Origin of the sequence: Kocuria sp. CCUG 69068 (assembly GCF_020833785.1) — a bacterium.
In the GTDB taxonomy this organism is placed as follows: Bacteria; Actinomycetota; Actinomycetes; order Actinomycetales; family Micrococcaceae; genus Kocuria; species Kocuria rosea.
Genome location: NZ_PDDL01000013.1, coordinates 1 through 24,362, shown reverse-complemented (window position 1 = coordinate 24,362; position 24,362 = coordinate 1). Strand labels below are relative to the sequence as shown.

At 73.4% G+C, this 24,362-nt stretch carries 21 protein-coding genes and 1 riboswitch; of the genes, 6 read left to right on the top strand and 15 right to left on the bottom strand.

The window, feature by feature from the left end; all coding sequences use genetic code 11:
* Positions 1–51 precede the first annotated feature (51 nt).
* The 8 genes from dnaG to CRM73_RS04320 form a co-directional block, all read right to left on the bottom strand.
* A complete protein-coding gene (gene dnaG, locus CRM73_RS04355; protein WP_229586938.1) occupies positions 52–1,932 on the bottom strand; it encodes a DNA primase in 1,881 nt (626 codons plus the stop codon).
* A gap of 105 nt (positions 1,933–2,037) precedes the next feature.
* Positions 2,038–3,366: an aromatic acid/H+ symport family MFS transporter gene (locus CRM73_RS04350; RefSeq protein WP_229586937.1), complete on the bottom strand. Its 1,329-nt coding sequence runs from the start codon at positions 3,364–3,366 to the stop codon at positions 2,038–2,040.
* A gap of 115 nt (positions 3,367–3,481) precedes the next feature.
* Positions 3,482–4,813: a deoxyguanosinetriphosphate triphosphohydrolase gene (locus CRM73_RS04345; protein ID WP_017834111.1), complete on the bottom strand. Its 1,332-nt coding sequence runs from the start codon at positions 4,811–4,813 to the stop codon at positions 3,482–3,484.
* Positions 4,814–4,843: 30 nt separating this feature from the next.
* Positions 4,844–6,022, bottom strand: coding sequence for a tRNA dihydrouridine synthase DusB (dusB, locus tag CRM73_RS04340; protein WP_017834110.1), 1,179 nt, complete (start codon positions 6,020–6,022; stop codon positions 4,844–4,846).
* 79 nt (positions 6,023–6,101) lie between these two features.
* On the bottom strand, positions 6,102–6,842 hold the full coding sequence (locus CRM73_RS04335; RefSeq protein WP_095651360.1) for a maleylpyruvate isomerase family mycothiol-dependent enzyme: 741 nt from the start codon (positions 6,840–6,842) through the stop codon (positions 6,102–6,104).
* A 24-nt stretch (positions 6,843–6,866) separates the two neighbouring features.
* Positions 6,867–7,694, bottom strand: a complete 828-nt coding sequence (locus CRM73_RS04330) for a fumarylacetoacetate hydrolase family protein (protein WP_035926373.1) — start codon at positions 7,692–7,694, stop codon at positions 6,867–6,869.
* Between the two features lie 116 nt (positions 7,695–7,810).
* Positions 7,811–8,911: a cupin domain-containing protein gene (locus CRM73_RS04325; protein WP_109243398.1), complete on the bottom strand. Its 1,101-nt coding sequence runs from the start codon at positions 8,909–8,911 to the stop codon at positions 7,811–7,813.
* A 143-nt stretch (positions 8,912–9,054) separates the two neighbouring features.
* Positions 9,055–9,858 carry an IclR family transcriptional regulator gene (locus tag CRM73_RS04320; protein WP_229586936.1) on the bottom strand — a complete coding sequence of 268 codons (804 nt, stop codon included), beginning with the start codon at positions 9,856–9,858 and terminating at the stop codon, positions 9,055–9,057.
* Between the two features lie 158 nt (positions 9,859–10,016).
* Here CRM73_RS04320 and CRM73_RS04315 point away from each other — a divergent pair, with 158 nt between their 5' ends.
* Together CRM73_RS04315 and CRM73_RS04310 are read left to right on the top strand one after the other, a co-directional pair.
* Positions 10,017–11,324 carry an aromatic acid/H+ symport family MFS transporter gene (locus tag CRM73_RS04315; RefSeq protein ID WP_229586935.1) on the top strand — a complete coding sequence of 436 codons (1,308 nt, stop codon included), beginning with the start codon at positions 10,017–10,019 and terminating at the stop codon, positions 11,322–11,324.
* A 34-nt stretch (positions 11,325–11,358) separates the two neighbouring features.
* Complete coding sequence (locus CRM73_RS04310) at positions 11,359–12,645, top strand: FAD-dependent monooxygenase (protein ID WP_229586934.1); 1,287 nt, start codon at positions 11,359–11,361, stop codon at positions 12,643–12,645.
* 33 nt (positions 12,646–12,678) lie between these two features.
* On the opposite strand, the gene CRM73_RS04305 is transcribed toward CRM73_RS04310, so the two are convergent.
* Entirely contained in the window at positions 12,679–13,659 is a 981-nt protein-coding gene (locus tag CRM73_RS04305) for a GNAT family N-acetyltransferase (RefSeq protein WP_229586933.1), read from the bottom strand.
* Positions 13,659–15,041: a glycine--tRNA ligase gene (locus tag CRM73_RS04300; RefSeq protein WP_017833819.1), complete on the bottom strand. Its 1,383-nt coding sequence runs from the start codon at positions 15,039–15,041 to the stop codon at positions 13,659–13,661. Before CRM73_RS04300 ends, CRM73_RS04305 begins: the two co-directional genes overlap by 1 nt.
* Before the next feature lie 196 nt (positions 15,042–15,237).
* Here CRM73_RS04300 and CRM73_RS04295 point away from each other — a divergent pair, with 196 nt between their 5' ends.
* Positions 15,238–15,480, top strand: a complete 243-nt coding sequence (locus CRM73_RS04295) for an RNA-binding S4 domain-containing protein (protein WP_035926391.1) — start codon at positions 15,238–15,240, stop codon at positions 15,478–15,480.
* Here the strand turns inward: CRM73_RS04295 and CRM73_RS04290 are convergent.
* Positions 15,464–16,150, bottom strand: a complete 687-nt coding sequence (locus CRM73_RS04290) for an alpha/beta hydrolase (protein WP_095651355.1) — start codon at positions 16,148–16,150, stop codon at positions 15,464–15,466. The two genes, CRM73_RS04295 and CRM73_RS04290, sit on opposite strands and share 17 nt — an antisense overlap.
* 82 nt (positions 16,151–16,232) lie before the next feature.
* On the opposite strand from CRM73_RS04290, the gene CRM73_RS04285 reads away from it, so the two are divergent.
* Entirely contained in the window at positions 16,233–17,114 is an 882-nt protein-coding gene (locus CRM73_RS04285) for an SGNH/GDSL hydrolase family protein (protein WP_229586932.1), read from the top strand.
* Between the two features lie 33 nt (positions 17,115–17,147).
* Here CRM73_RS04285 and CRM73_RS04280 read toward each other — a convergent pair whose 3' ends face one another.
* Entirely contained in the window at positions 17,148–18,332 is a 1,185-nt protein-coding gene (locus CRM73_RS04280; RefSeq protein WP_229586930.1) for a homoserine O-acetyltransferase, read from the bottom strand.
* Positions 18,329–19,735 carry a bifunctional o-acetylhomoserine/o-acetylserine sulfhydrylase gene (locus CRM73_RS04275; RefSeq protein WP_095651354.1) on the bottom strand — a complete coding sequence of 469 codons (1,407 nt, stop codon included), beginning with the start codon at positions 19,733–19,735 and terminating at the stop codon, positions 18,329–18,331. Before CRM73_RS04275 ends, CRM73_RS04280 begins: the two co-directional genes overlap by 4 nt.
* Positions 19,736–19,811: 76 nt before the next feature.
* Positions 19,812–19,927: riboswitch (SAM riboswitch) on the bottom strand.
* A gap of 142 nt (positions 19,928–20,069) precedes the next feature.
* Between CRM73_RS04275 and CRM73_RS04270 the strand changes: the two genes are divergently transcribed.
* On the top strand, positions 20,070–20,708 hold the full coding sequence (locus CRM73_RS04270) for a VOC family protein (RefSeq protein ID WP_031283179.1): 639 nt from the start codon (positions 20,070–20,072) through the stop codon (positions 20,706–20,708).
* 22 nt (positions 20,709–20,730) lie between these two features.
* Here the strand turns inward: CRM73_RS04270 and CRM73_RS04265 are convergent, their stop codons facing one another.
* Positions 20,731–21,510, bottom strand: a complete 780-nt coding sequence (locus CRM73_RS04265; protein WP_095651353.1) for a CPBP family intramembrane glutamic endopeptidase — start codon at positions 21,508–21,510, stop codon at positions 20,731–20,733.
* Between the two features lie 114 nt (positions 21,511–21,624).
* On the opposite strand from CRM73_RS04265, the gene CRM73_RS04260 reads away from it, so the two are divergent.
* Positions 21,625–23,796 (top strand): S9 family peptidase, encoded by a 2,172-nt coding sequence (locus CRM73_RS04260; RefSeq protein ID WP_095651352.1) that lies wholly within the window; start codon positions 21,625–21,627, stop codon positions 23,794–23,796.
* 112 nt (positions 23,797–23,908) lie between these two features.
* Here the strand turns inward: CRM73_RS04260 and CRM73_RS04255 are convergent.
* The coding region (locus CRM73_RS04255) for an FAD-dependent oxidoreductase (protein WP_229586928.1) at positions 23,909–24,362 on the bottom strand (454 nt) is incomplete at its 5' end.

Here is a 24,362-nt window from a genome sequence, read left to right as displayed (position 1 = left end):
CACTTTACCGTTCCCAGCGGGCTTCGACAAATCCGGTTCCGCCCGGTGGCGTCAGTCCTGGCGGAGGCCGCGCCGCTGCATCTCCAGCTCCAGCAGCTCCCGCTGGAGCTCCTGGTAGCGCTCGCGCTGCCCGGTGGGATCCGTGCGCTGGAGCTCCGCCAGCCGGTCCGACTTCCGCCGGTTGATCTGCAGCTCGAAGAGTCGGTTGAGGATGTCCGCGGTGTAGCGCTCCAGCTGTTGCTGCGTGGTGGCCGGCAGCGGGGTCACGGCGAGCTCGGCGAGGTAGCCGTGCAGCGGCTCCGGAAGGTGTCCGCGCACCCCGTCCACCCATGCCTGCCCGCTCGGCACGGCGGACCCGTCGCCGAGGAGCTCGGCGCGCGCGGCGAGCACGGCGTCGTGCACGGCCCCGTGCACGGGGTAGCGGAAGGCGCTGAGCCCGAACTCCTCCCAGTGCCGCGCGAGCATCAGGTCCGGGCACTGGATGACGGTCTCGAGGGCCTCGCGCTCCATCCGGGCCACGGGCTCGCGCGGGTCGGGCAGCTCGACCGGGGCCGGCCCGGACGACTCCGGCTCCGCCGGCCGGTGCGGCGCGGGGGCCTCCTCCCGGTGGGCGCGGCCGGCGGCGTCGACGGCCCGCTGGACCTCCGCCGGCTCGAGCCCGAGCCAGCCCGCGAGCTGCCGCGCGTAGGCGGGGCGCAGGGAGCGGTCGCGGATCCGCGCCACGATGGGCGCACAGGCGCGCATCGCCCGGATGCGGCCCTCGATGGTGTCCAGGTCGAAGTTCTTCAGCGTCGCGCGGATCGCGAACTCGAACAGGGGGCGGCGGTTCTCCACGAGCTCGGCCACGGCGGCGTCCCCGCGGGCGAGCCGGAGGTCGCAGGGGTCCATGCCGTGGGGCTCGACCGCCACGTAGGTCTGCGCCACGAATTTCTGGTCCTCCTCGAACGCGCGCAGGGCGGCTTTCTGCCCGGCGGCGTCGCCGTCGAAGGTGAAGACGACCTCTCCCCCGCCGCCGTCGTCGGAGAGGAACCGCCGGACGATCTTGATGTGCTCGGCCCCGAAGGCGGTGCCGCACGTGGCCACCGCCGTGGTCACGCCCGCGAGGTGGCAGGCCATGACGTCGGTGTAGCCCTCGACGACGACGAGGCGCCGCTGCCTGGCGATCTCCCGCTTCGCGAGGTCGATGCCGTAGAGCACCTGGGACTTCTTGTACAGGGCGGTCTCGGGGGTGTTGAGGTACTTCGGGCCCTGGTCGTCGTCGTGGAGCTTGCGGGCGCCGAAGCCGATGACCTCGCCGGCGACCGCGCGGATGGGCCAGACGAGCCGGCCGCGGAACCGGTCGTAGAGCCCGCGGTTGCCCTCGGAGAACATCCCGGTGAGCTTGAGCTCCTGGTCCGTGAAGCCGCGCTCCCGCAGGTGCTTGAGGAGGTGGTCCCAGCCGCGGGGCGCGTAGCCCACGCCGTAGCGCCGGGCCGCCTCGCCGTCGAAGCCCCGCTCGCCCAGGAACTGCTGGGCGGGGGCGGCCTGGCGGGTGTAGAGGTTGCGCTGGAAGAACTCCGCGGCGACCTTGTGCGCGTCCAGCAGGCGCTGGCGGCGGCCGACCTCCTCCTTGTTCGGCCCGGAGCCCTGCTCGTAGTGCAGCTCGTAGCCCACCCGGGCCGCGAGCTTCTCCACGGTCTCGGAGAAGGTGGTGTGGTCCATCGTCATGAGGAAGGAGATGACGTCCCCGGACTCGTCGCAGCCGAAGCAGTGGTAGGTGCCCATCTGCGGCCGCACGTGGAAGGACGGGGTGCGCTCGTCGTGGAACGGGCAGAGCCCCTTCCAGGAGCCGATGCCGGCGCTCTTGAGGGTGACGTAGCCGTCGACGATCTCCTTGATGTCGGTGCGCGCCCGCACCTCGTCGATGTCCTCGCGTCTGATCAGTCCTGCCACACCGCCAGTCTAGGCGCGCGGCCGGACGGCGGAGGGCCGCCCCGGGCCGCACGGTGGATCGCCGTGCGGCCCGGGGCGGCCCGTGGAGCGGGAGCCGTCAGCGGCTCAGCGGGAGCGTTCCCGCAGGTCCTGCCGGGTCCGGGTACCGGTCAGGGCGAGGCCGCCCAGGGCGCCCACCGCGGCGAAGGCGAAGAAGCCCCACGGGTAGGCCAGGCCCGCCGTCAGCAGGGTGCCCCCGATGATCGGGCCCGAGATCGCCCCGAGCCGGCCGACCCCGGCGGACATGCCCAGCGCCGTGGCGCGCACGCGCGGCGGGTGATTGGCGGCGGTGAACGCGTAGACGAGCACCTGGGAGGAGAACACGAAGCAGCCGGTGACGAAGACCATGGCGTAGATCCCGAGCAGCGGCAGCTTGATCGCCAGGGCCGCGAGCAGCCCGGCCGAGCCGAGGAACCAGATGATGCCCGCTGCGCGCGGGGTGATCCGGTCGGCCACCCGGCCGGCGACCGCCAGCCCCGCGATGGCGCCCACGTTGAGGATCAGCAGGAAGCCGAGGGAGTTGCCGAGGTCGTAGTCGGCCGCCCGCATGATCTGCGGCAGCCAGGTGTTGAGCCCGTAGACGAGCAGCAGGCCCATGAAGGAGGCGACCCAGATGGCGATCGAGTTCCGGCGCCAGCCGGTGGAGAGCAGCATGGTGGCGCCGACCTTCTCGGCCTGCTCCTCGGCGGTGTGGTGCTCGAGGTGCACGCCGTAGTGCTCGGCCACGGCGCGGGCCTCGGCCATCCGCCCCTTGGACGCGAGGAACGAGGGGGACTCGGGGAGGAACACGAGCATGAGAGGCACGAGGACGAGCGCCGGCAGGGAGCCCAGGACGAACATCTCCTGCCAGCCGAACTGGACGACGACGACGATGGCGAGCGCCGCGGTGAGCACCGCGCCCACGTGGTAGCCGGTCATCACCAGGGTCGTGGCGTTGGAGCCCCGGCCGAGGCGGGCGAACTCGGTGACCATCGCGATGGCGGTGGGCAGGCAGCCGCCGAGGCCCAGGCCGGCGAGGAAGCGCAGGAGGCCGAAGACGAACACGCTCGGGGAGAACGCCGCGGCGAAGGTCAGCAGGGAGAACATGACCACGGCGCCGATGAGCATCTTGCGGCGTCCGAGCCGGTCGGTGAGGTAGCCCATGGTCAGCGCGCCGATCATCATGCCCACGAGGCCGACGGTGGCCACGGCGGTGCCCTGCGCGGTGGTCATCCCGAGCTCGTTGTTCTCGAGCATGGACGGCAGCACCGCGCCCAGGACCACGGCGTCGAAGCCGTCCAGCAGCACCGCGATCCAGCACAGCGGCGCCACCCACGCCCGGGAGCGGAGGACGGGCCGGGCGCCCGGGGAGGAGGGGGACGCGGCCTGCGGGGCGGGTCCGGTGGAGTTTTCCATGACGATCAGACCTTTGTGAGGAGGAGCACAAACGCGCCGAGTCTAGGGAGCGGCGCCGCGTGCGACCCAGCGCACAGTCATTGAACGGGATCGGCCGCCGCTCCGGTGGGACGGCTCACCAGAGCGGCTTGTCCCCCACCCGCCAGTGGGTGCCGCGGATCCGGTCGTGCAGGGACACGGCGGACAGGTCGGTGAGGGACGCGATCTGGTCCACCACGAGGCGCAGGCGGGCGGCCTCCGTGCCCGGCCCGTCGCCGAGGTCGTGCCAGTCGGCGGTGAAGGCGGGCGAGAGGAAACGGCCGTCGGAGTCCATCAGCGCCCCCACCAGGATCGAGAGCACCTCCTGCTGGTTGTCGTAGATCGGCTGGGCGTCGCGCACCGTGATGACGTAGGTCGTGGCGATGCCCTTGAGCACGCCGATCTCCTCCGTGGTCCCCTCCGGCACCACGAGCTGGGCGTCGTAGCGGGTCAGCGGGTCCTCGCCGTAGATGTCCCGGGTGGCGCCGACCGCGGACATCGCGAAGCGGCCGATGAGCTGGCTCGTCATGTTCTTCAGCCGGGCGAGGTCCTTGCGGGACCCGTCCATCTCCCGGACCCACAGGGACGAGTCCTCGAGGCGGGTCAGGGCGGCGTCGAGGGACTCCGGCGCGGCCTCGGGCAGGTACCAGCGCCGGGTGAGCTCGAGCACCCGGTCCCGCTGGGTGGTGTCGGCGAGCCAGCCCAGCTGCACGAGCCCGGAGGCGATCGCGTCCTCGACGTCGTGCACGGAGTAGGAGATGTCGTCCGAGAGATCCATGACCTGGGCCTCGAGGCACTTGGTGCGCGCCGGGGCGCCGTCGCGCAACCACGCGAACACCGGCAGGTCGTCCGTGTAGACCCCGAACTTCGGGGACCTGGTCCCGTCCGGGCGCAGCGGCGCCTCGTGGGCCTCCCAGGGGTACTTGCACACGGCGTCCAGCACGGCGCGGGTGAGGTTCAGGCCCGCAGGCCGCCCGTCGTCGTCGAGCACCTTGGGCTCGAGCCGGGTCAGCAGGCGCAGGGTCTGCGCGTTGCCCTCGAAGCCGCCGATGTGCTGGGTCAGCCGGTGCAGGGCCGCCTCCCCGTTGTGCCCGAACGGCGGGTGCCCGAGGTCGTGGGAGAGGCAGGCGGCGTCGACGACGTCGGGGTCGCAGCCGAGCATCCGGCCCAGCTCCCGGCCGATCTGGGCGACCTCGAGGGAGTGGGTCAGGCGGTTGCGCACGAAGTCGTCGGTGTCCGGGGAGACGACCTGTGTCTTGGCCGCCAGCCGCCGCAGCCCCGAGGAGTGCAGGATCCGGGCGCGGTCCCGCTCGAAGTCGGAGCGGTACTTGTTGTGGTGGTCCTCCGCCACCCAGCGCGCGACGTCGCGGGCCTCGTAGCCCGGGGCGGGCGCGCCGGTGCGGTCGATCTCGATGGACGTGTGGGGCATGCCCGGTCCTTTCCGTGTGGTGGGGACGGCTCAGCCGCCGGAGACGTCGAGCTCCGCCGCGACCAGCCCCAGCCGCTCGGCGTCCCCCAGCTCGCGGGAGCCCAGCCAGCCGTCCGGCAGGTGCGGCTTCTTCGGGGAGCCGGCGCGGCCGCGCGGGCCCTCGACCGCCTCGCCCGGGTAGCCGAGGGACAGGTCGAGCTCGTCCAGCAGCTCGCGCAGGGTCGCGAGATCCGGCACCTGGGCCATCCTGGCGCGCAGCTCACCGCCCACCGGGTAGCCCTTGAAGTACCAGGCGACGTGCTTGCGGATGTCGCGCAACCCCTTGGCCTCGTCGCCGAACATCTCCACGAGCAGCTCGGCGTGGCGGTAGATCGTGCGGGCGACCTGGTCCACCCCGGGGCGGAAGCGGTCGGGGCGGCCTTCGAAGGCGGCCTGCAGGTCCCCGAAGAGCCAGGGCCGGCCCTGGCAGCCGCGGCCGACGACCACGCCGTCCACGCCGGTCTGCTCGACCATGCGCACGGCGTCCTCGGCGCTCCAGATGTCCCCGTTGCCGAGCACGGGCACGTCCGGCAGGGCCTCGCGCAGCTGCGCGATGGCGTCCCAGTCCGCGGTCCCCGAGTAGTGCTGCTCGAGGGTGCGCCCGTGCAGGGCCACGGCCGCGACGCCGCTGTCGCGGGCGATCCGGCCGGCTTCGAGGAAGGTGAGGTGACCGTCGTCGATGCCCTTGCGCATCTTGACCGTCACGGGGACGTTCCCGCGGGAGGCCTCCTGGACGGCGGTGCGCACGATCGCGGTGAACAGGTCGGTCTTCCAGGGCAGGGCGGAGCCGCCGCCGCGCTTGGTGACCTTGGGGACGGGGCAGCCGAAGTTCAGGTCGATGTGGTCGGCCCGGTCCTCCTCCACGACCATCCGCACGGCCTGCCCGACGTGGACGGCGTCCACGCCGTAGATCTGGATGGAGCGGGGCGTCTCGTCCGGGTCGTGGTCGATGATCCGCATCGACTCGGGCCGGCGTTCCACGAGGGCGCGGGCCGTGACCATCTCGGTGACGTACAGGCCGCCGCCGTACTCGCGGCACAGTCGGCGGAACGCCTTGTTGGTGACCCCGGCCATCGGCGCCAGCACCACGGGGACGTCGATCGTGAGCGCGCCCAGGTGCAGCGGCGGCAGGTCGAGCCGGGCGGGGTGGTTCTCGGTACGGGTGTCCATCACCGGGGAATTCTCTCACGGACGGCAGCGGCACAGGGCCCCGGGGTGCTCCCCGGGGCCCTGCGCCGGCCGGCGCGGGTCAGATCCAGCGCGGGTTCGCCACGTCGGCGCCGACCTCGAGGCGGGCCCCGCCGCGCCCGGAGGCCCACTGCGCGACCGCGGCCAGGTCCCCGCGCACCAGGATCCCCGCGTCCTGGCCGGCGCCGGCCCCGAGCTCACCGAGCTCCGGGGCGTCACAGACCTGGATCCGCAGCCCGGGGTCCTTGTCCTGTCCCGCCCAGTTGCCGGTCACGTCCTTCAGCAGCCGGGTCAGGACCTCGGCCGGGACGTCCGAGAAGCGGGCCCCGTTGTCGAGGTCGACCGCGTGGATCCAGACCTCGCGGTTGCGCATCCAGACGGTCTCCGTGGCCGGCACGGTCCTGCCCTGGGCGGTCCGCACCTCGTGGCTCCACGCCGCCTCCGGGGTGTCCCGCCACTCGACGTTCAGGGACACCGAGGCGTGGTCGTTGAGGTGGCGCAGCGCCCGGGCCGGCAGGGTCGCCCCGTAGGCGATCTCCTGGTTGCGGGCCTGAGGGGAGGAGTACATCGGGGTCTCCACCCCGGTGTTGGCCCACTGCACGAGCCGGGTCAGGGCGCGGGCGTTGTAGCCGACGTGGGCGATGACGTGCCGGCGGGACCAGCCGGGCAGCAGCGAGGGTCCGTCGAGCTCGTCGTCCGTGAGCTCGTTGACCTTGCGGGACCAGAACGCCGTGCCGCGGCGCACCAGCAGCAGCTGGGCCTTGAGGTCCTCGTCGGTGGTGAGGTCCTGACGGGCGACCATGCCTGACTCCTCTCGTGCCCGCGCTCAGGCGGGGTCGACGATCTTGTTGGTGAGCACGCCCAGACCGTCGATCTCGACCTCCACCACGTCGCCGGACTTCAGGAAGACCTGCGGGTTGCGGGCCCGGCCCACCCCGCCGGGGGTGCCGGTGAGGATGATGTCCCCGGGGTTCAGCGGCAGCATCGTGGAGAAGTAGGCCACGAGGTGCTCCGGGGTGAACAGCAGGTCCCCGATCGAGTGCTCCTGCATGGTCTCGCCGTTGACCCGGGTGTGCAGGACGGCCTGCTTCGGGTCGAACTCGTCGGCGGTGACCATGACGGGGCCCACCGGGGTGGACTTCGCCCAGATCTTGCCCTGCAGCCACTCCTTGGTGCGGAACTGCCACTCGCGCATGGAGATGTCGTTGGCGGCGGCGTACCCGGCGATGTACTGACCGGCGTCGGCCTCGTCCACCTTGTACGCGCGCTTGCCGACGACGACGACGAGCTCGCCCTCCCAGTCCAGCTGGGGGTCCTCGGCGACGGCCTCGATGTCGTCGTTCGGGCCGGTGAGGGTCTCGGTGAACTTGGCGAAGATCGTGGGGTAGGACGGCAGGTCGCGGCCCATCTCCTGGATGTGGCTCTTGTAGTTGAGCCCCACGCACAGGACCTTGCCGGGGTCGGCGACGATCGTCTCGAGCTCGGCGCCGGCGGCCGGGTGCGTCGGCCCGGAGGCGTCGGCGGCGATTCCGCGCCAGTTCTCCTCCGCGAGCAGGGCGCCGAGGTCGGGGCAGCCCTCGATCTCGGTGAACACCTCGCCGTCGAGGCGGGCGGCCGTGGTGGTCCCGTTGGTGCGCAGGGTTGCAAGCTTCATCGGTCAGTGTCTCCTGGGTCGGGATGTGGGGGTCGGTGTGCGGCGGCGCCCGGCGGGGCGCCACGGACATGGTCCGGCGCGCGGGGCGGTCCGCTCCGCGCGCCGGAGGTGCGGTGCTACTTCTCCTCGCCCTCCACGAAGGTGCGGTTGAAGTTCAGCTTCTCGACGATCGGCTGGTCGCCGAACTTGAACAGGTCGAACCCGGTCTCTGCCTGGATCTGCCAGGCCGTCCAGGACGGGACGACCACCAGGTCGCCCTTCTCCACGACCCGGACCTCGCCGTCGAGCACGAACCGGCCGCGGCCCTCGAAGACCTGGTAGACGCTGGAGCCGACCTCCCGCGTCGTGCGGGTCTCGGTGCCGGGGCGGAACCGGTGGAACTCGGCCCGGATGGTGGGCATGACGTCCCCGCCGGTGGTGGGGTTCACGAAGCGCACGGCGGCGTGGCCCTGCTCCACGGTGGCGGGGTAGCCCTCGTCCTCGATCGCCAGCTGCTCGGTGAGCGCCCGGTCGGTGTGCTCCCACCGGTAGGCCCCGATCGGGGAGGACACGGTGTTGCCCAGACCCGACAGGGGCCGCAGGCCCGGGTGGCACCACAGCCGCTCGCCGCGGGAGAACTCCGGGGTGGACTCGTCGGTCACCCGGTCGATGCCGAACTCGAAGAACGCGGTGTCGGTGTAGTGCACGAACGGGATGTCGAGGCCGTCGATCCACGCCATGGGCTGGTCGAGCTCGTTGTGGTGGCCGTGGAAGTTCCAGCCCGGGGTGAGCAGGAAGTCCCCGCGGGACATCCGCACCGGGTCGCCGTTGACCACGGTCCACACGCCCTCGCCCTCGACCACGAAGCGGAAGGCGTTCTGGGAGTGCCGGTGCTCGGGCGCCACCTCGTGGCCGCCGAGGTACTGGATGGCGCACCACAGGGTGGGGGTGGCGTACGGGCGCCCGCCCAGACCAGGGTTGGCCAGCGCGATGGCCCTGCGCTCCCCGCCGCGGCCCACGGGCACCAGGTCCCCGGCCCGCTCGGCCAGCGGCAGCAGGTTCTTCCACTCCCACACGAACGGGACGGCCGCCGAGGCCGGGGCCTCCGGCATGAGGTTGCCGATCTCCGTCCACAGCGGGACCATGTGGCCCGACTCGAAGTCCTGGTAGAGGGCGTCGAGCTGGGCCTGCTCCTGAGGCGTGGGGGCCGGGACCGTCATCTGGTTGTCGTGACTCATGGTGAGCTCCTCGGTGCTCGCGGGTCGCGGGGCGGACCACCCTGCGCTGTGATGTGAGTTACTGGCCACGCTAGAGCAGGCACCGGCGGGACCGGCAATGAATTCTGCTGGATGGAAACTTCCTCCGGTGCTCCACGGCCGCTTCACCGGGGCCGGGCGGACTCGATCTCCGCGGCGATCTCGCCCTCGATCTCCCGGCACACCTCCCGCAGCGCCCGGATCACCGCCCGGTCCTCGATCACGCCGGCCCGCTGCACGGGCACGGACACCGACAGGGCGGCCAGGGGGCGCCCCTCGGGATCGCGCACGGCGCAGGCCACGGCGGAGACGCCGCGCTCGGCCTCCTCGCGATTGAAGGCCAGTCCCACGGAGCGGATCATCGCCAGGGACCGGACGAAGGAGCCGAAGGCGGCCTCGTCCAGGTACTCCCCCACGGTCCGGGCCGAGCCCGTGCGGAACAGCCGCGCGAGGTCCTCCTCGGAGAGGTAGGACAGCAGGAGCTTGCCCGCGGACGTGGCGGCCGCCGGGAGGACGGCGCCGCGCCGGTCGCCGACCTTGAGCAGCCCCGCCCCCTCCACGGAGCTGAGGAAGCGGACCGTGGTGCCGACCCTGACCATGAGGTTCGTGGTCTCGTGGGTCCGTTCGCTGAGCAGCTCCAGGTAGGGCTGCACGAGAGCGCGCAGCCGGCTGTGCGAGCCGGACTCGGGGACCGAGACGCCGAGCCCCGGCCCCGCGAGGTAGCGGCGGGAGTCGTCCTGGACGGCGAAGCCGCGGTAGACGAGCATCGACAGGAGGCGGTGCGCGGTGGAGGGGGCGACCCCCAGCTCCTGCGCCACGTCCTTGAGCCGCACCCCGCCGGAGTCGCGCAGCATCTGGAGCAGGCGCAGGACGTTGTCCACGGACTGCAGGGAGTAGGCCGGCTTCCGCTCCAGGTCCTGGTTCTGCACGGGCCCAGTCTAGGCGCCCGCCGCACCCCGATGGAGATCCACGACACACCGCTTGTTCCATCCAGCAGAATAAGTTTCGGGACGTGCCGGTCACGGGCACATCCTGGTGTGACGCGCCGCACGCCGGTGGCGCCCCTCACCTGTGAAACGGAGTCCCGATGTCCGCAACGGCTCTTGCCGCCGCCGCCCCGCCCGCCCCGGTGGGCCGGCGCGCCCGATGGATCGCCGTGCTGGTCTGCTGGCTGCTCATCGTCTTCGACGGCTACGACCTCATCGTCTTCGGCACGGTCAAGCCCTCCCTCATGGAGGAGTGGGGGATGTCCCAGGCGACCGCCGGCACGGTGGGCTCCTCGGCGTTCCTCGGCATGATGATCGGGGCGGTCTTCGCCGGGCGGCTCTCCGACGGGCTGGGCCGGAAGAAGACGGTCGTCGGGTGCACGGTGGTGTTCTCCCTGGCGACCGTGGCGTGCGCCGTGGCCCCCGACGAGTGGGTCTTCGCGCTGCTGCGCCTCGTGGCGGGACTCGGCCTGGGCGGTCTCGTGCCCTCGGCCAACGCCCTCGCCGCGGACTTCATCCCGCCCCGGTGGCGCTCGGCCATGGCCACGCTCATGATGTCCGGCGTGCCGATCGGCGGCTCGCTCGCCGCCCTGACCGGCATCCCCGTGATCCCGGCGGACTGGCTCGGCTGGGAGGGCTGGCGGTGGATGTTCGTCTTCCCCGTCCTGGCCCTCGTCGTGCTCGTGCCCGTGGCCCTGAAGGTGATCCCCGCCGACCCCGGCCCGGAGCAGCGGGCCGCCGCGGCCGCCGCGCAGGTGCACGGGCCCGGCTTCGGGTCCCTGCTCCGCCCGCCCCACCTGACCATGAGCATCCTGTTCGCCGCCGCCACCCTCGCGACCCTCTTCGCCTGGTACGGGCTGGGCACCGAGCTGCCGAACCTCATGCGGCTGCAGGGCGCGCAGATCGGCGGGGCCCTGACGTTCGCGCTCGTCCTCAATCTCGGCGCGGTGCTGGGCTCCGTGCTCACGGCCTGGGCCGGGGACCGGTTCGGTCCGGTGCTCACCGGCGCCGTCGCCTCGGGCGCCGCCGCGGCCGGGCTGCTCGTGATCATGGTCGTCGGCGACGAGCCGGTCTGGCTGATCTACCTGATGCTCGTGCTCGCCGGTGTCGGCACGCACGGCACGCAGTCCCTGATCATCGGCGCCATCACCCTGTACTACCCGGACAGCCTCCGCGGCACCGCGATCGGCTGGGCCCTGGGCGTGGGGCGCATCGGCGCCGTCCTCGCCCCGCAGACGGCGGGGCTCGTGCTCGGCGCCTACGCCGACCCCGCCGACGGCGTCCACCCCGTGTTCCTGCTCTTCGCGGGTGCGGCGGCCGTCGCCACGGTCCTGCAGTTCGCCCTCCTGCCCGTCATCACCAAGGCCCGCCAGGCGCCCCGGGTCGTACGGACCCAGCCGGTTGCCTGACAACGTCCCGCACAGCTCGAAAGGAATCACCACCATGGCACAGCACACCAAGGTCCTCGTCATCGGAGGCGGCATCGGCGGCTTCGGCAACGCCCTCGCCCTGCGCCGGCTCGGCGCGGAGATCGAGCTCGTGGAGCAGGCCCCCGAGTTCGGGGAGGTCGGCGCCGGCCTGCAGATGTCCCCCAACGCCACCCGCCTGCTGCGCGAGTGGGGGGTGCTCGACCGGGCCGTCGAGACCGGCGTGGCCCCCCGGTACATCGTCTTCCGCGACGCCCTCACGGGCGAGGAGCTGCTCCGGGAGGACGTCACCGGCGAGTACTACGAGCGCTACGGCGCCCCCTACATCGTGGCCCACCGCTCGGACCTGCACCGCCTGCTCATGGAGGAGTGCGCCGAGCTCGGCGTGACCCTGCACAACAACGTCCGGGTCGCGAAGACCGAGAACGTGGAGGTCGACGGGCGCGCCGTGGCCCGGGCGACCGCCGACGACGGCCGGGTCTTCGAGGCCGACGCGATCGTCGCCGCGGACGGGATCAGGTCCGTGGTCCGCGCGCAGCTCTCCGACGACCAGCCCGTCGGCTCCGAATACGTGGCCTACCGCGGCGCGCTGCCGATCTCGCAGATCACCCACGCCGGGGACATGGAGGCCGTGGTCGTGTGGATGGGCCCCGAGTGCCACCTCGTGCAGTACCCGCTGCGCCAGGGGGAGCTGTTCAACACCGTGGCCGTCTACCGCTCGCCGTCCTTCGCCGCCGGTCAGCTCGTCTACGAGGGCGACGCCGAGCTGCGCGAGGCCTACCGGGACTGCGTGCCGGAGGTCCGGGCAGCGCTCGACAACCTCAGCCACGTGCAGCGCTGGCCCATGTTCGACCGTGTCCCGATCGAGAACTGGGTGGACGGCAACATCGCCCTGGCCGGCGACGCCGCGCACCCGATGCTGCAGTACCTCGCCCAGGGCGCCTGCCAGGCACTCGAGGACGCCGCCGCCCTCGAGGCCATCGCCGCGAGGTCCGTGTTCGCGGACCCGGAGCACCACGACGCCTCCCGGTGGAACGCCGTGTTCCGGGAGTACAACGCCGTCCGCCAGCCGCGCACCGCGCGGATCCAGACGACGGCGCGGGTGTGGGGCGAGTCCTGGCACCTCACCGGCCCGGTCGAGCGGACCGTGCGCAACATGCTGTGGAAGTCCGCGGACCGGCACGGCATCTGGGACTACACCGACTGGCTCTACGGGGAGCAGGACTACACCGGCGCCGAGGTCAGCACCGAGGCCGGCGACCGGGCCGAGGTCCGGCGCGTCGACGCGAGCACGGCCGGCTGAGCCCGTCCCCGCGCCGGCGCTCGGCCCGTGCGCTCAGTCCCCGGGCTCCGCGAGGACGACGGAGGTCTCCACGACCGTGGCGGCGCCGGCCGCCAGGAGGTTGTCGACGACGGCGGTCAGCGGCTCCATCGACCCGTCCACCTGGAACTGCACGGGGTGGTGGTGGGCCAGCAGCGCGAGCAGCTGCTCGAGCGCGGGACCTGCCGCGGCGTCCCCCGGCGTCCAGCCGAGCACGACGTGGGCGGGCTCGTCCGGCGCGTTCTCCGGGACGGGGGCGCCGGGGGCGGCGTCGAGCTCGACGGGCCGGTAGCTCACGGCGAACGCGGAGATCCTGCCCCGCTCCCCCGGGCCCACGCCGTTGCGCAGCACGAGCGCCCCGAAGGCGTGCGCGGCGTCGGAGAGGAACAGCTGGTTGACCCGTCCCACGGACAGGTCCGCCGGCTCGTCCCAGGCGTGCACGGCCCGGTAGAACGCCCACAGCGCCCGGGTCAGCTCGACCGAGCCGGTGGCCAGGTCCTCGACGGCCTGCGCCGGTGTCCTGTCGGGGTGCTCCCGCAGCGGCTGGAGGGGCAGGGCCCCGGCCGCCACCCGGACCACGCGTGAGTCCTGGACGGGGTCCAGGCCGGCGGCCCGGGCGAAGCGCTCGCCGGCCGAGCCGGGCGCCGCCTTCGTGCGCAGGGCCTGCACGCCCGAGGGCGAGCCCGCCGCCTCGGTGCGCAGCCGCTCCAGCAGGGCGCGCCCCAGCCCTTCGCCGCGGCGGTCGGGGGCGACCTCCACGTAGGCCCACAGCCTCGAGGGGTGCAGCGCCGACTCGTAGACCGTGCCGGCGGCGACCGGCACGCCGGAGTCCTCCGCCACGACCGTGCGGGACCACGGGGCGTCGTCGTCGGGGCGCAGGGTCGCCCGGAAGGCGGCGGCCTGGGGCGTCTCCGGGTCGGGCCACACCTCGAGCAGCCGCAGGTCGTCCCCGTCCCGCCAGGGCCGCAGCCCGGGGCCGGTCAGCGCGCCGCTCATCAGCGGACGAGCTTCCCGGCGAGGTAGGACTTCACCTGGTCGAGGGCCACGCGCTCCTGGGTCATCGCGTCCCGCTCGCGGATGGTCACGGCCTGGTCCTCGAGGGTGTCGAAGTCCACCGTGATGCAGAACGGGGTGCCGATCTCGTCCTGGCGGCGGTAGCGGCGCCCGATCGCCCCCGAGTCGTCGAAGTCGATGTTCCAGTTCCGGCGCAGCTCGGCGGCCAGGTCCTTGGCCTTCGGCGAGAGGTCCTCGTTGCGGGACAGCGGCAGCACCGCGGCCTTGACCGGGGCCAGGCGCGGGTCCAGCTTGAGGACCGTGCGCTTGTCCACCCCGCCCTTCGAGTTGGGCGCCTCGTCCTCGGTGTACGCGTCCACGAGGAAGGCCATCATCGACCGGGTCAGGCCGAAGGACGGCTCGATCACGTAGGGGACGTAGCGCTCGTTGGTCTGCTGGTCGAAGTAGCTGAGGTCCGTGTTGGAGTGCTCGTTGTGCACGCCGAGGTCGTAGTCGGTCCGGTTGGCCACGCCCATGAGCTCGCCCCACGGGTTGCCCTGGAAGCCGAACCGGTACTCGATGTCGATGGTGCCGGCGGAGTAGTGCGCCCGGTCGTCCTCGGGGACGTCGTAGCGGCGCATGTGGTCCGGGTCGATGCCCAGGTCCGTGAACCAGTTCCAGCACGCCTCGACCCACTCGTCGAAGAAGTGCCCGGCCTCGGACGGGTGGGTGAAGTACTCGATCTCCATCTGCTCGAACTCGCGCGTGCGGAAGATGAAGTTGCCGGGGGTGATCTCGTTGCGGAACGCCTTGCCGATCTGCCCGATGCCGAACGGCGGCTTCTTCCGGGCGGCGGTGACCACGTTGTTGAAGTTCACGAAGATGCCCTGGGCGGTCTCGGGCCGCAGGTAGTGCAGGCCCTCCTGGTTGTCGACCGGGCCGAGGAACGTCTTGAGCAGCCCGGAGAACTGCTGCGGGTCGGTCCACTGGCCCTTGGTCCCGCAGTTGGGGCAGGGGATCTCGGCCATGCCGTTCTCGGGGGCGCGGCCCTTCTTCTCCTCGAAGGCCTCGACCAGGTGGTCCTGGCGGGCGCGCTTGTGGCAGGAGGTGCACTCCACGAGCGGGTCCGTGAAGGTCGCCACGTGGCCCGAGGCCTCCCACACGGCCTTCGGGAGGATGATCGAGGAGTCGAGGCCCACCATGTCCTCGCGCCCGCGCACGAAGGTCTGCCACCACTCGTGCTTGATGTTCTCCTTGAGCTCCGCGCCGAGGGGCCCGTAGTCCCAGGCCGAGCGGGAACCGCCGTAGATCTCACCCGCCTGGAACACGAAACCGCGGCGCTTGGCCAGCGAGATGACGTTGTCCAGCGTGGACTTGGGGGCCATGTGGGATTCCTCCAGGGTCTCGCCCGACCGCCGGCTGCGGACGCGCGTGGTGGGTGGTGTGGCCCGGCGGTGCGCCGGGCGGGGACCGGCCGTCGTCGGCCGTCACGAACGAGGACGCCGCGGGCGACGTCCTCGTCCCAGGGTAGCCAATTCCCGCCGTGCCCGACGACCGGACGGGACCTGGGACAATGGGGGCATGACGACTCCCCAGCAGCCTGGCGGCCCCGACGAACTGCCCATCCGCGACGACATGATCCGGCTGGGCCAGGCCCTCAAGCTGGCGAACCTCGCCGAGGACGGGGCGCACGCCCGGGGCCTGGTGGAGGACGGTCAGGTCTCGGTCAACGGCGAGGTCGAGACGCGGCGCGGCCGGCAGCTGCACCCGGGGGACGTCGTCTCCGCCGGGGGCGCCTCGGTGCGGATCACCGCGGGCGGCTGACCGCGCGGTCCGGGTCCCCCAGCACCACGTGGGTGAGGTACTCGCGCACGTGCCCCACCTCCTGCGGGCTGATCCCGTGGCCGACCCCGGTGTAGTGCACCTTCATGACGTCGGCGTGCTCCAGCGCCCACTCGGCAGTGGAGTCGACGAGCTCCTGCGGGATGACCGGGTCCTGCGGATCACGGCCCCAGAACATCCGCAGCGGCCGCTCCCGCAGCTCCTCGTCGGCGAACAGGGGGTGCTCGCCGGGGACCACGAAGCCGGAGAGCCCCACCACGGCGGCGATCTCTCCCGGCATGTGCCGGGCGAGGGACGTGGCCATGGCCATGCCCTGCGAGAACCCCAGCAGCGTGGTGCTGGGGTGGTCCGCGGCCAGCTCCCGCAGCCACGCCGCGACGGGCTCCACGGCCTCGGCCACCCGGTCGAGGGAGAAGCTGAGGTCCGCGGCCAGCGGGAACCACTGGTAGCCGGACCCGGCGGGCTGGGGGGCGCGCACGGACGCCACGCTGAACTCGCCCGGCAGGGCCGGGACGAGACCCATGAGGTCCTGCTCGTGCGAGCCGTAGCCGTGCAGGAGCACGAGCAGCGGGGTGCCGGGGCGGGCGTCGGCGTCCCTGCTCCACACGGCGAAGGGGGTGGCGGTCCCGGTCGGGACGGTGGCGTCGGTCATGGCACCAGTGTGCCACCCGGTCCCGGGGGCCCGCGGCGCGGGCGCGTGGACGCCCGCCGGGCCCGGTGGTAGACCGGGAGGCATGACCGAGACGACACCGGGCCCCCCGGACACCGCACCTCCCGTCCACCCGTGGCGCCGCATGGTGGCGATCGGCGACTCGTTCACGGAGGGCATCGGAGACCCGGACCCCGGCTCCCCCGGCGGGCACCGCGGCTGGGCGGACCGGGTCGCCGAGGAGCTGGACCGTCTCGCCCCCGGCCTGTCCTACGCCAATCTCGCGATCCGCGGCCGGCTCTTCCGCCAGATCGTCGACGAGCAGGTGGGGCCGGCCCTGGAGCTGACCCCGGACCTCGTGACGGTCTGCGCGGGCGGCAACGACATGCTGCGCCCCGGCGGGGACCCGGACGCGATCGCCGAGGAGATGGACGACGTCGTGGGCCGGCTCGCGGCGGACGGGGCGACCGTCGTGCTGGTCGGCGGCCCGGACATCGGCGCCACGCCCGTGCTGCGCGGGATCCGGGGCCGGATCGCGGTCTACAACGAGAACGTGCGCGTGGTCGCGTCCCGGCACGACGCCGTGCTGGTGGACCTGTGGGGACTGCGGGAGCTGGCGGACCCGGCGATGTGGGACCCCGACCGGCTGCACTTCTCGCCCCTGGGCCACCACCGGATCGCGGTCGAGGCCCTCGACACCCTGGGCCTCGCGCACGGCCTCGTGCCCGAGGTGGTGCCCGACCGCCCGCCCTCGTCCTGGCGGCAGGCCCGCGGCGAGGACCTCGTCTGGGCCCACCGCTATCTGCGCCCGTGGGTGGCCCGCCGGATCCGGCGCACCAGCTCCGGGGCGCAGGTCCGGCCGAAGCGGCCGCACTTCGGCACCCCCACCGTGCCCGGGGGCGGCATCGCGCCCGGCGAGTCCCCCGGGGAGGGGCCCGGCGACGGCCGGGGGGCCGCGGACGGCTGATCGAGCGGGAACGGCTGAGGATCCCGTCCCGGCTCAGCGCTCGGGCAGCACGGTCTCCACGAGCAGCTTGCCGAGCTGGGGCGCCTCGATGAGGAAGCCGTCGTGGCCCGAGGGCGAGGTCAGGGTGTGCCGCCGGACGTCCCCCGGCAGCGCGGCGGCCAGGACGTCGGACTCGCGGGGCAGGTAGAGCCGGTCGGAGTCCACCGCCGCCACGAGCCACTCGCACGAGGTCACGGACAGCGCCTCCTCGAGCGTGCCGCGGCCCCGGGCGACGTCGTGGGACATCAGCGTCTCGTTGACGGCGAGGTAGCTGTTGGCGTCGAAGCGGCCCGCCAGCTTGGACGCCTGGTGGTCGAGGTAGCTCTCCACCTGGTAGCGCCCCCGCCCGCCGGCGTGCGTGTCGATGACCTGTTCGTCGGCCTGCGGCGAGCGCCCGAACCGGTGGTGCAGCTCGTCGGCCGAGCGGTAGGTGATGTGGGCGATCCGCCGGGCCAGGCCCAGGCCCGTGACGGGCGGCGGGCCGTCGTAGTAGTCCCCGCCGCGGAAGTGCGGGTCCTGGCGGATCGCGAGGTTCTGCGCCTGGCCCCAGGCGAGCTGCTCGGCGCTGGACTGGGCGCACGCGGCGACCACCGCGCACGCCCGGACGCGGTCCGGGTGGGTCACGGCCCACTCCAGGGCGCGGGCCCCGCCCATGGAGCCGCCGATGACCAGGCGCCAGGCGTCGATGCCGAGGGCGTCGGCCAGCGCCGCCTCGGCGTGCACGGAGTCCCGGACGGTGATGAGCGGGAAGCGGGAGCCCCAGGGGCGGCCCTCGGGGTCCACGCTCGGCGGCGCGGGGGTCGCCGGGCCCGTGGACCCGTAGCAGCCGCCCACGATGTTGGTGCAGACCACGAACCACCGGTCCGTGTCGATGGCGGCGCCGGGGCCGATCAGGCCCTCCCACCAGCCGCCGCTCTCGGCGGCGCGCCGCTCGGCCTCGGGGGCGCCGGGGCGGGCCCGGCCGGCCGCCACGTGGGTGTCCCCGGTGAGGGCGTGCTCGACGAGCACCGCGTTGGAGGCGTCCGGGGCGAGCGTCCCCCACGTCTCGTAGGCGATCCGGACGTCGGGCAGCCGGAAGCCCGACTCGAGCTCCAGCTCGCCGATCCCGGCGACCCGCGGCACGCCGTCCTCGCGGACGGCGGTCCCGGCGCCGGAGCCCCTCACGACCGTCACGGTCACTCCTGTCCTCCCTGCGCGGCCGCGGCCGCTGCGAAGCCCTGCTCCAGGTCCGCCAGGATGTCGTCGATGTGCTCCAGACCCACGGACAAGCGCACGAAGCCGGGCTCCACGCCGGCGGCCAGCTGCTCCTCGGGCAGGAGCTGGCTGTGCGTGGTGGACGCGGGGTGGATCACCAGGGAGCGGACGTCGCCGATGTTGGCGACGTTCGAGTGCAGGGTCAGGGCGTCCACGAAGGCGGCCCCGGCCTCCCGTCCGCCGTCGAGGACAAAGCCCAGGATCGACCCGGCGCCCCGGGGCGCGTACTTCTGCGCCCGCCCGTGCCACGGGGAGGACTCCAGCCCGGCCCAGGTCACCGAGCGCACGTCCTCGCGGGCCTCGAGCCAGCGGGCCACCGTCCCGGCGTTGGCCACGTGCCGCTCCATCCGCAGGGACAGCGTCTCGATGCCCTGCTCGATGAGGAACGCGTTGAACGGGGAGATCGCCGAGCCGAGGTCGCGCAGCAGCTGCACCCTGGCCTTGAGGATGTAGGACAGGTTGACGCCGAAGGGCCCCTCCGCGCCCAGGGCCTCGGCGTAGACGAGACCGCCGTAGGACTCGTCCGGCTGGTTGAAACCGGGGAAGCGGTCCGGGTAGCGGCCGTAGTCGAAGGCCCCGGAGTCCACGATCACGCCGCCGATGGCCGTGCCGTGCCCGCCGAGGAACTTGGTGGCCGAGTGCACCACGACGTCCGCGCCCCAGCGCAGGGGCTGGACGAGGTAGGGGGTCGCCACGGTGTTGTCCACGATGAGCGGGACCTCGTGGTCGTGGGCGATCCCGGAGACCGTCTCGATGTCGAGGACGTCGTTGCGCGGGTTCGGGATCGTCTCGGCGAAGAAGGCCTTCGTGTTCGGCCGGACCGCCCGCCGCCACGCCTCGGGGTCGTCGGGGTCGGAGACGAAGGTGGTCTCGATGCCGAGCTTGGGCAGCGTGAACTTGAAGAGGTTGTAGGTCCCGCCGTACAGGCTGGGGCTGGCCACGAGGTGGTCCCCCGCGCCGGCGACGTTGAGCACGGCGAACGTCGTCGCCGACTGCCCCGCGCTGAGCATGAGGGCGCCCACGCCGCCCTCCAGGGCGGCGATCCGGTTCTCCACGACCTCCGTGGTCGGGTTGCCGATCCGCGTGTAGATCGGGCCGAGCTCGGCGAGCGCGAAGCGGTCGGCGGCGGCCTGGGCGTCGGGGAAGACGAAGGACGTGGTCTGGTGGATCGGCAGGGCGCGCGAGCCGGTGACCGGGTCGGGGCTCTGCCCCGCGTGGATCTGCCGGGTCTCGAAGGCCCAGCCCCCGGGGTTCTCGGGGGTGGGGCGCTCGGCCGCGTCGGTGCGGGCGGCGGAGGCGTCGGTGCGGGAAGCGGGGAGATCGGACATGCCGTGGGACTCCTTGTGGATCTCAGGGGTCCCGTCCCGGCCGAGGCGGTGCGGCCGGGAACGGCCGGGCGCCGGGGACCCGCGCTTGCTCGCTCGCTGGTCGCGAGGAGCCTGGTCTTCACCCAGGGCACCCCACCGCGGTGGAGGGTTGCCGGCCAGCTAGCTGGGGCTTGGACGCTGGCGCTCATGACCTGGACAGCATTCTCCGGATCAGGCCCGCACGGCGTCAAGCCGGGGCCGGGCGTGACGCTGCGGCAGGGGTGCCGCCCGCACGGTGCCCGGCGCGTCGCGGACCGATTTGGAGACGAAACTCACAGGGTGCCACGATGTGCCCATGAGAGTCGATCACGTGTCCTACGCCTGCCGCCCGGAGGGCCTGGAGGCCACCACCGAGCGCATCGCCGACCAGCTTGGGATCGAACCGGTCAAGGGCGGGGTGCACCCCCGTTTCGGCACCCGCAACATGATCCTGCCGCTCACGAACCACCAGTACGTGGAGGTCGTCGAGGTCCTCCAGCACCCGGCGGCGGAGAAGGCCCCCTTCGGGCAGGCCGTGCGGGCCCGGTCCGCCGCCGGCGGCGGCTGGCTGGGCTGGGTCGTGGAGGTCGAGGACCTCGCCCCCTTCGAGCAGCGCCTGGGGCGCCGCTCCGTGCCCGGCCACCGGGTGTTCCCGGACGGCCGGTGCCTGGAGTGGCACCAGATCGGCGTCAAGGGCCTGATCGCCGATCCGCAGCTGCCGTTCATGATCCACTTCGACTCCGCCCCGGAGATGCACCCGTCCCAGGCGCGGATCACGGACGTCGGGCTCGCGGGAATGACCATCGCCGGTGCCCCGGAACGGGTCGCCGAGTGGCTGGGCGCTCCCGTCGAGACCGCGCTCGAGGACCTCGAGGTCGACTGGCGCTATCCGGACGGCACCCCCGGGGTGCTCTCCGTCTCGTTCAGCACCCCGGACGGCGCCGTCACCATCTGAGGCCGGGCACCGCGGGGCGGGCTCAGCCCAGCAGCCGGGCTGCCCCGAGGAAGCCGACGGCGTCCAGCAGGAAGTGCGCGACGACGAGGGGCATCACCCGGCCGGTGCGCCGGTAGAGCTCCGCGAAGACGAGGCCCATCACCACGTTGCCGAGGAAGGGCCCGATCCCCTGGTAGAGGTGGTAGCTGCCGCGGAACAGGGCCGTGACCACCAGCACCACGGGCCAGCTCCACCCGATGCGGGTCAGCCGGTCGGTCAGGAACGCGACCACCACGACCTCCTCGACCAGGGCGTGGCGCACGGCCGAGAGCAGCAGCACGGGCACCGTCCACCAGTGCGCGGCGAGCCCGGACGTGGTCACCTCCGCGGTGACGCCCAGGGCCCGGCCGGCGCCGTAGAGCGCCAGCGTGCCCAGGCCCATGAGCAGGAAGAGCACGGTGCCGAGGCCCAGGTCCGGGAGGGGCATCCGGGCGTCGAGGCCGATCCGCCGGCGGACGGTGCCCAGCGCTCCGGCGGAGCCGGCGAGCAGGTAGAGCGCGAGCAGCACCGGCACCAGGTCCAGGGCGATCCCGGTGAGCTGGCGCAGCAGGTCGATGAGGGGCTGCGGGCTCAGCGGCGGGTTCATCGTGGCCTGCGCCTCGGACAGCGGTCCGCGCGCCAGGTGCTCGGCGAGGGACAGCGCGGCCCAGAGGGCCGAGGCGCCCAGGGACACCCCGAGCACGAGGAGCACTTGCAGCCACAGGTCGGCGCGGGTGGAGCCGAAGGCGGGCGGTCGCGGGGCGAGGTGGGCGGGGGTGCTCATGCGGCCATTCTGGCACCGGCCCGCCGGCCGCCCTGCGCAGCCCGCGCCGGGCGCCCCCGGGCCCGACCGGACCGCCCCCTCCCCACCCATGACGTCTTCCCTAGGATGGGGACCATGACTGTCCTTCCCCCGCAGATCCGCCAGCAGCCCGTCGAGCGCGCCTTCCACGGCCACGTGTTCTCCGACCCGTACGAGTGGATGCGGGACAAGGACTCCCCCGAGGTGCTGGCCCACCTCACCGCGGAGAACGAGTACGCGGAGTCCGCCACCGCCCACCTCACGGGCCTGCGGGAGACGATCTTCGGGGAGATCAAGGACCGCACCCAGGAGACCGACCTGTCCGTGCCCAGCCGGCGCGGCGCCTGGTGGTACTTCGCCCGCACCGTGGAGGGCGGCGCGCACCAGGTGTTCTGCCGGGTCCCGGCCGTGACCACCGGTGACGTGCTCGCGGACTGGACCCCGCCCGTCGTCGAGCCCGGCACCCCCATGGCCGGGGAGCAGGTGCTCCTCGACGCCAACGCGGAGGCCGCGAAGCACGAGTTCTACTCCCTGGGCAGCTTCGACGTCTCCGAGGACGGGGAGCTGCTGGCCTGGGCCGAGGACGTCACCGGCGACGAGCGCTTCACCCTGCGGGTCCGGGACCTCACCACGGGGGCGCTGCTCGCCGACGAGATCCCCGGGACGTTCTACGGGTCCTTCCTCACCCCGGACGCGCGCGCCGTGTACTACACGGTGGTGGACGAGTCCTGGCGCCCCCACCAGCTGCGCCGGCACGAGCTGGGCACCCCGGTGGCCGAGGACGTCGTCGTCCACGAGGAGACCGACCCCGGCCTGTGGCTCGGGGCGGGCCTGTCCGCGGACCGGCGCTGGATCGTGGTGGAGGCCATGTGCTCCGAGTTCTCGGAGCAGCTCATCCAGCCGGTCGCGGACCCGGCGGCGCCGCTGCGGGTGGTGCTGCCCCGCACCGACCGGGTGCTCTACGAGGCGGAGCCCCTGCTGCTGGACGGGCGGGAGCAGATCCTGCTGACCCACGACCACGAGGCCCCGAACTCCCGGATCTCCCTCATGGACCCGGCCGACCTCGGCCGCCCGGTCGCGGAGGTGGCCCTGCGCGACGTCGTGCCGGCCTCGGACACCGTCCGCGTCAACGGCTGCGCCGTGACGGCCACGCACCTGGTGGTCTCCGTCCGGGCGGACACCACGCTGCGGGTCCGGCTGCTCCCGCTCGCCGGGCTGGGCACTGACGCCCAGGCCGCCCCCGTGGAACCGGCCTTCGCCGAGGAGCTCTACACCGCGAGCGTCTCCGCCGCGGAGCACGACGCCCCCGTGGTGCGCCTGTCCTACACGTCCTTCACGACGCCCCCGCGCGTCTACGACCTCTTCGTGGCGGGCGCCACCGGGGGCGACGGCGCACTGCCCGCCGAGCCGCTGCTGCGGCGCGAGGCCACGGTGCTCGGCGGCTACGACCCCGCCGACTACGCGGTGGAGCGGGACTGGGCCACCGCGGCGGACGGGACCCGCATCCCCGTCTCCCTGGTCCGCCGCGCCGACCTCGACCCCTCCGTGCCGGCACCGGTGCTGCAGTACGCCTACGGCTCCTACGAGCACAGCACCGACCCCGCGTTCTCGGTCTCCCGGCTGTCCCTGCTGGACCGCGGCGTGGTCTGGGCCGTGGCCCACGTGCGCGGCGGCGGGGAGCTGGGGCGGACCTGGTACGAGCACGGCAAGAAGCTGCACAAGACGAACACGTTCACCGACTACGTGGCGGTCACCGAGCACCTCGCCGCCCGTCCGGACGTCGACGAGCGGCGGATCCTGGTGATGGGGGGCTCCGCCGGCGGCCTGCTGGTGGGCGCGGTGCTCAACCTCGCCCCGGAGCGGTACTGCGGCGCGCTGGCGGCGGTGCCGTTCGTGGACCCGCTGACCTCCATCCTCGACCCGTCCCTGCCGCTCACGGCCCTGGAGTGGGAGGAGTGGGGCAACCCCATCGAGGACGCGCACGTCTACGGGTACATGCGCGACTACTCCCCCTACGAGAACGTCCGGCCGCTGCCCTACCCCCCGGTCCTCGCGGTCACGAGCCTCAACGACACCCGGGTGCTCTACGTGGAGCCCGCCAAGTGGGTCGCCGCGCTGCGGGAGGCCTCGACCTCCGGCGAGCCGGTGCTGCTGCGCTGCGAGATGGCCGGGGGCCACGGCGGCGCCTCGGGGCGGTACTCGCAGTGGAAGGACACGGCCTGGGAGTACGCCTGGGTGCTGGACCGGATGGGCCTCGCCGGCGCCTGACCCGGGCCGGCGGGTCCCGCGCGCGGTCTGCCCCGCCGACCCCCGCGGCCGAGCGGCACGGCGCCCGACGGCACGGCGGTCGACGGCGCCCGCCGCGCCGGCCCCCGGGGGCTCAGCGCCGGAAGCGGCCCGGGTCCAGGGCGGCGGCCGTCTCCCGGGAGCACCACGGGCCCACCGTCCCGTCCAGGAGGACGTCCGCGGCCGCCCGGGCCATGGCGGCGCTGGTCTGGAACCCGTAGCCACCCTGGCCGGCCAGCCACAGGAGCCCCGGGACGTCAGCGTCGGCGCCGCACACGGGCACGCCGTCCGGGGCCTCGGTGCGCAGACCGGTCCAGGCCCGCTCGATCCCCGTGGCGCCGAGGGAGGTCACGGTGTTGAGCCGCCCCAGGAGGTCCTCGACGTCCTCGAGCACCGGCTGCGCGTCGCAGGGCTCGCTCGGCACGGCCTCGGACGGGGAGACGAGCGCGCCGTTCCCGGCCCGCCGGTAGTACCAGCCGGAGTCCGCGGCGACGACCATGGGGTGGTCCGGGGCCAGCGGCTTCGCGAGCCGCACGAGGGCCGCGGTG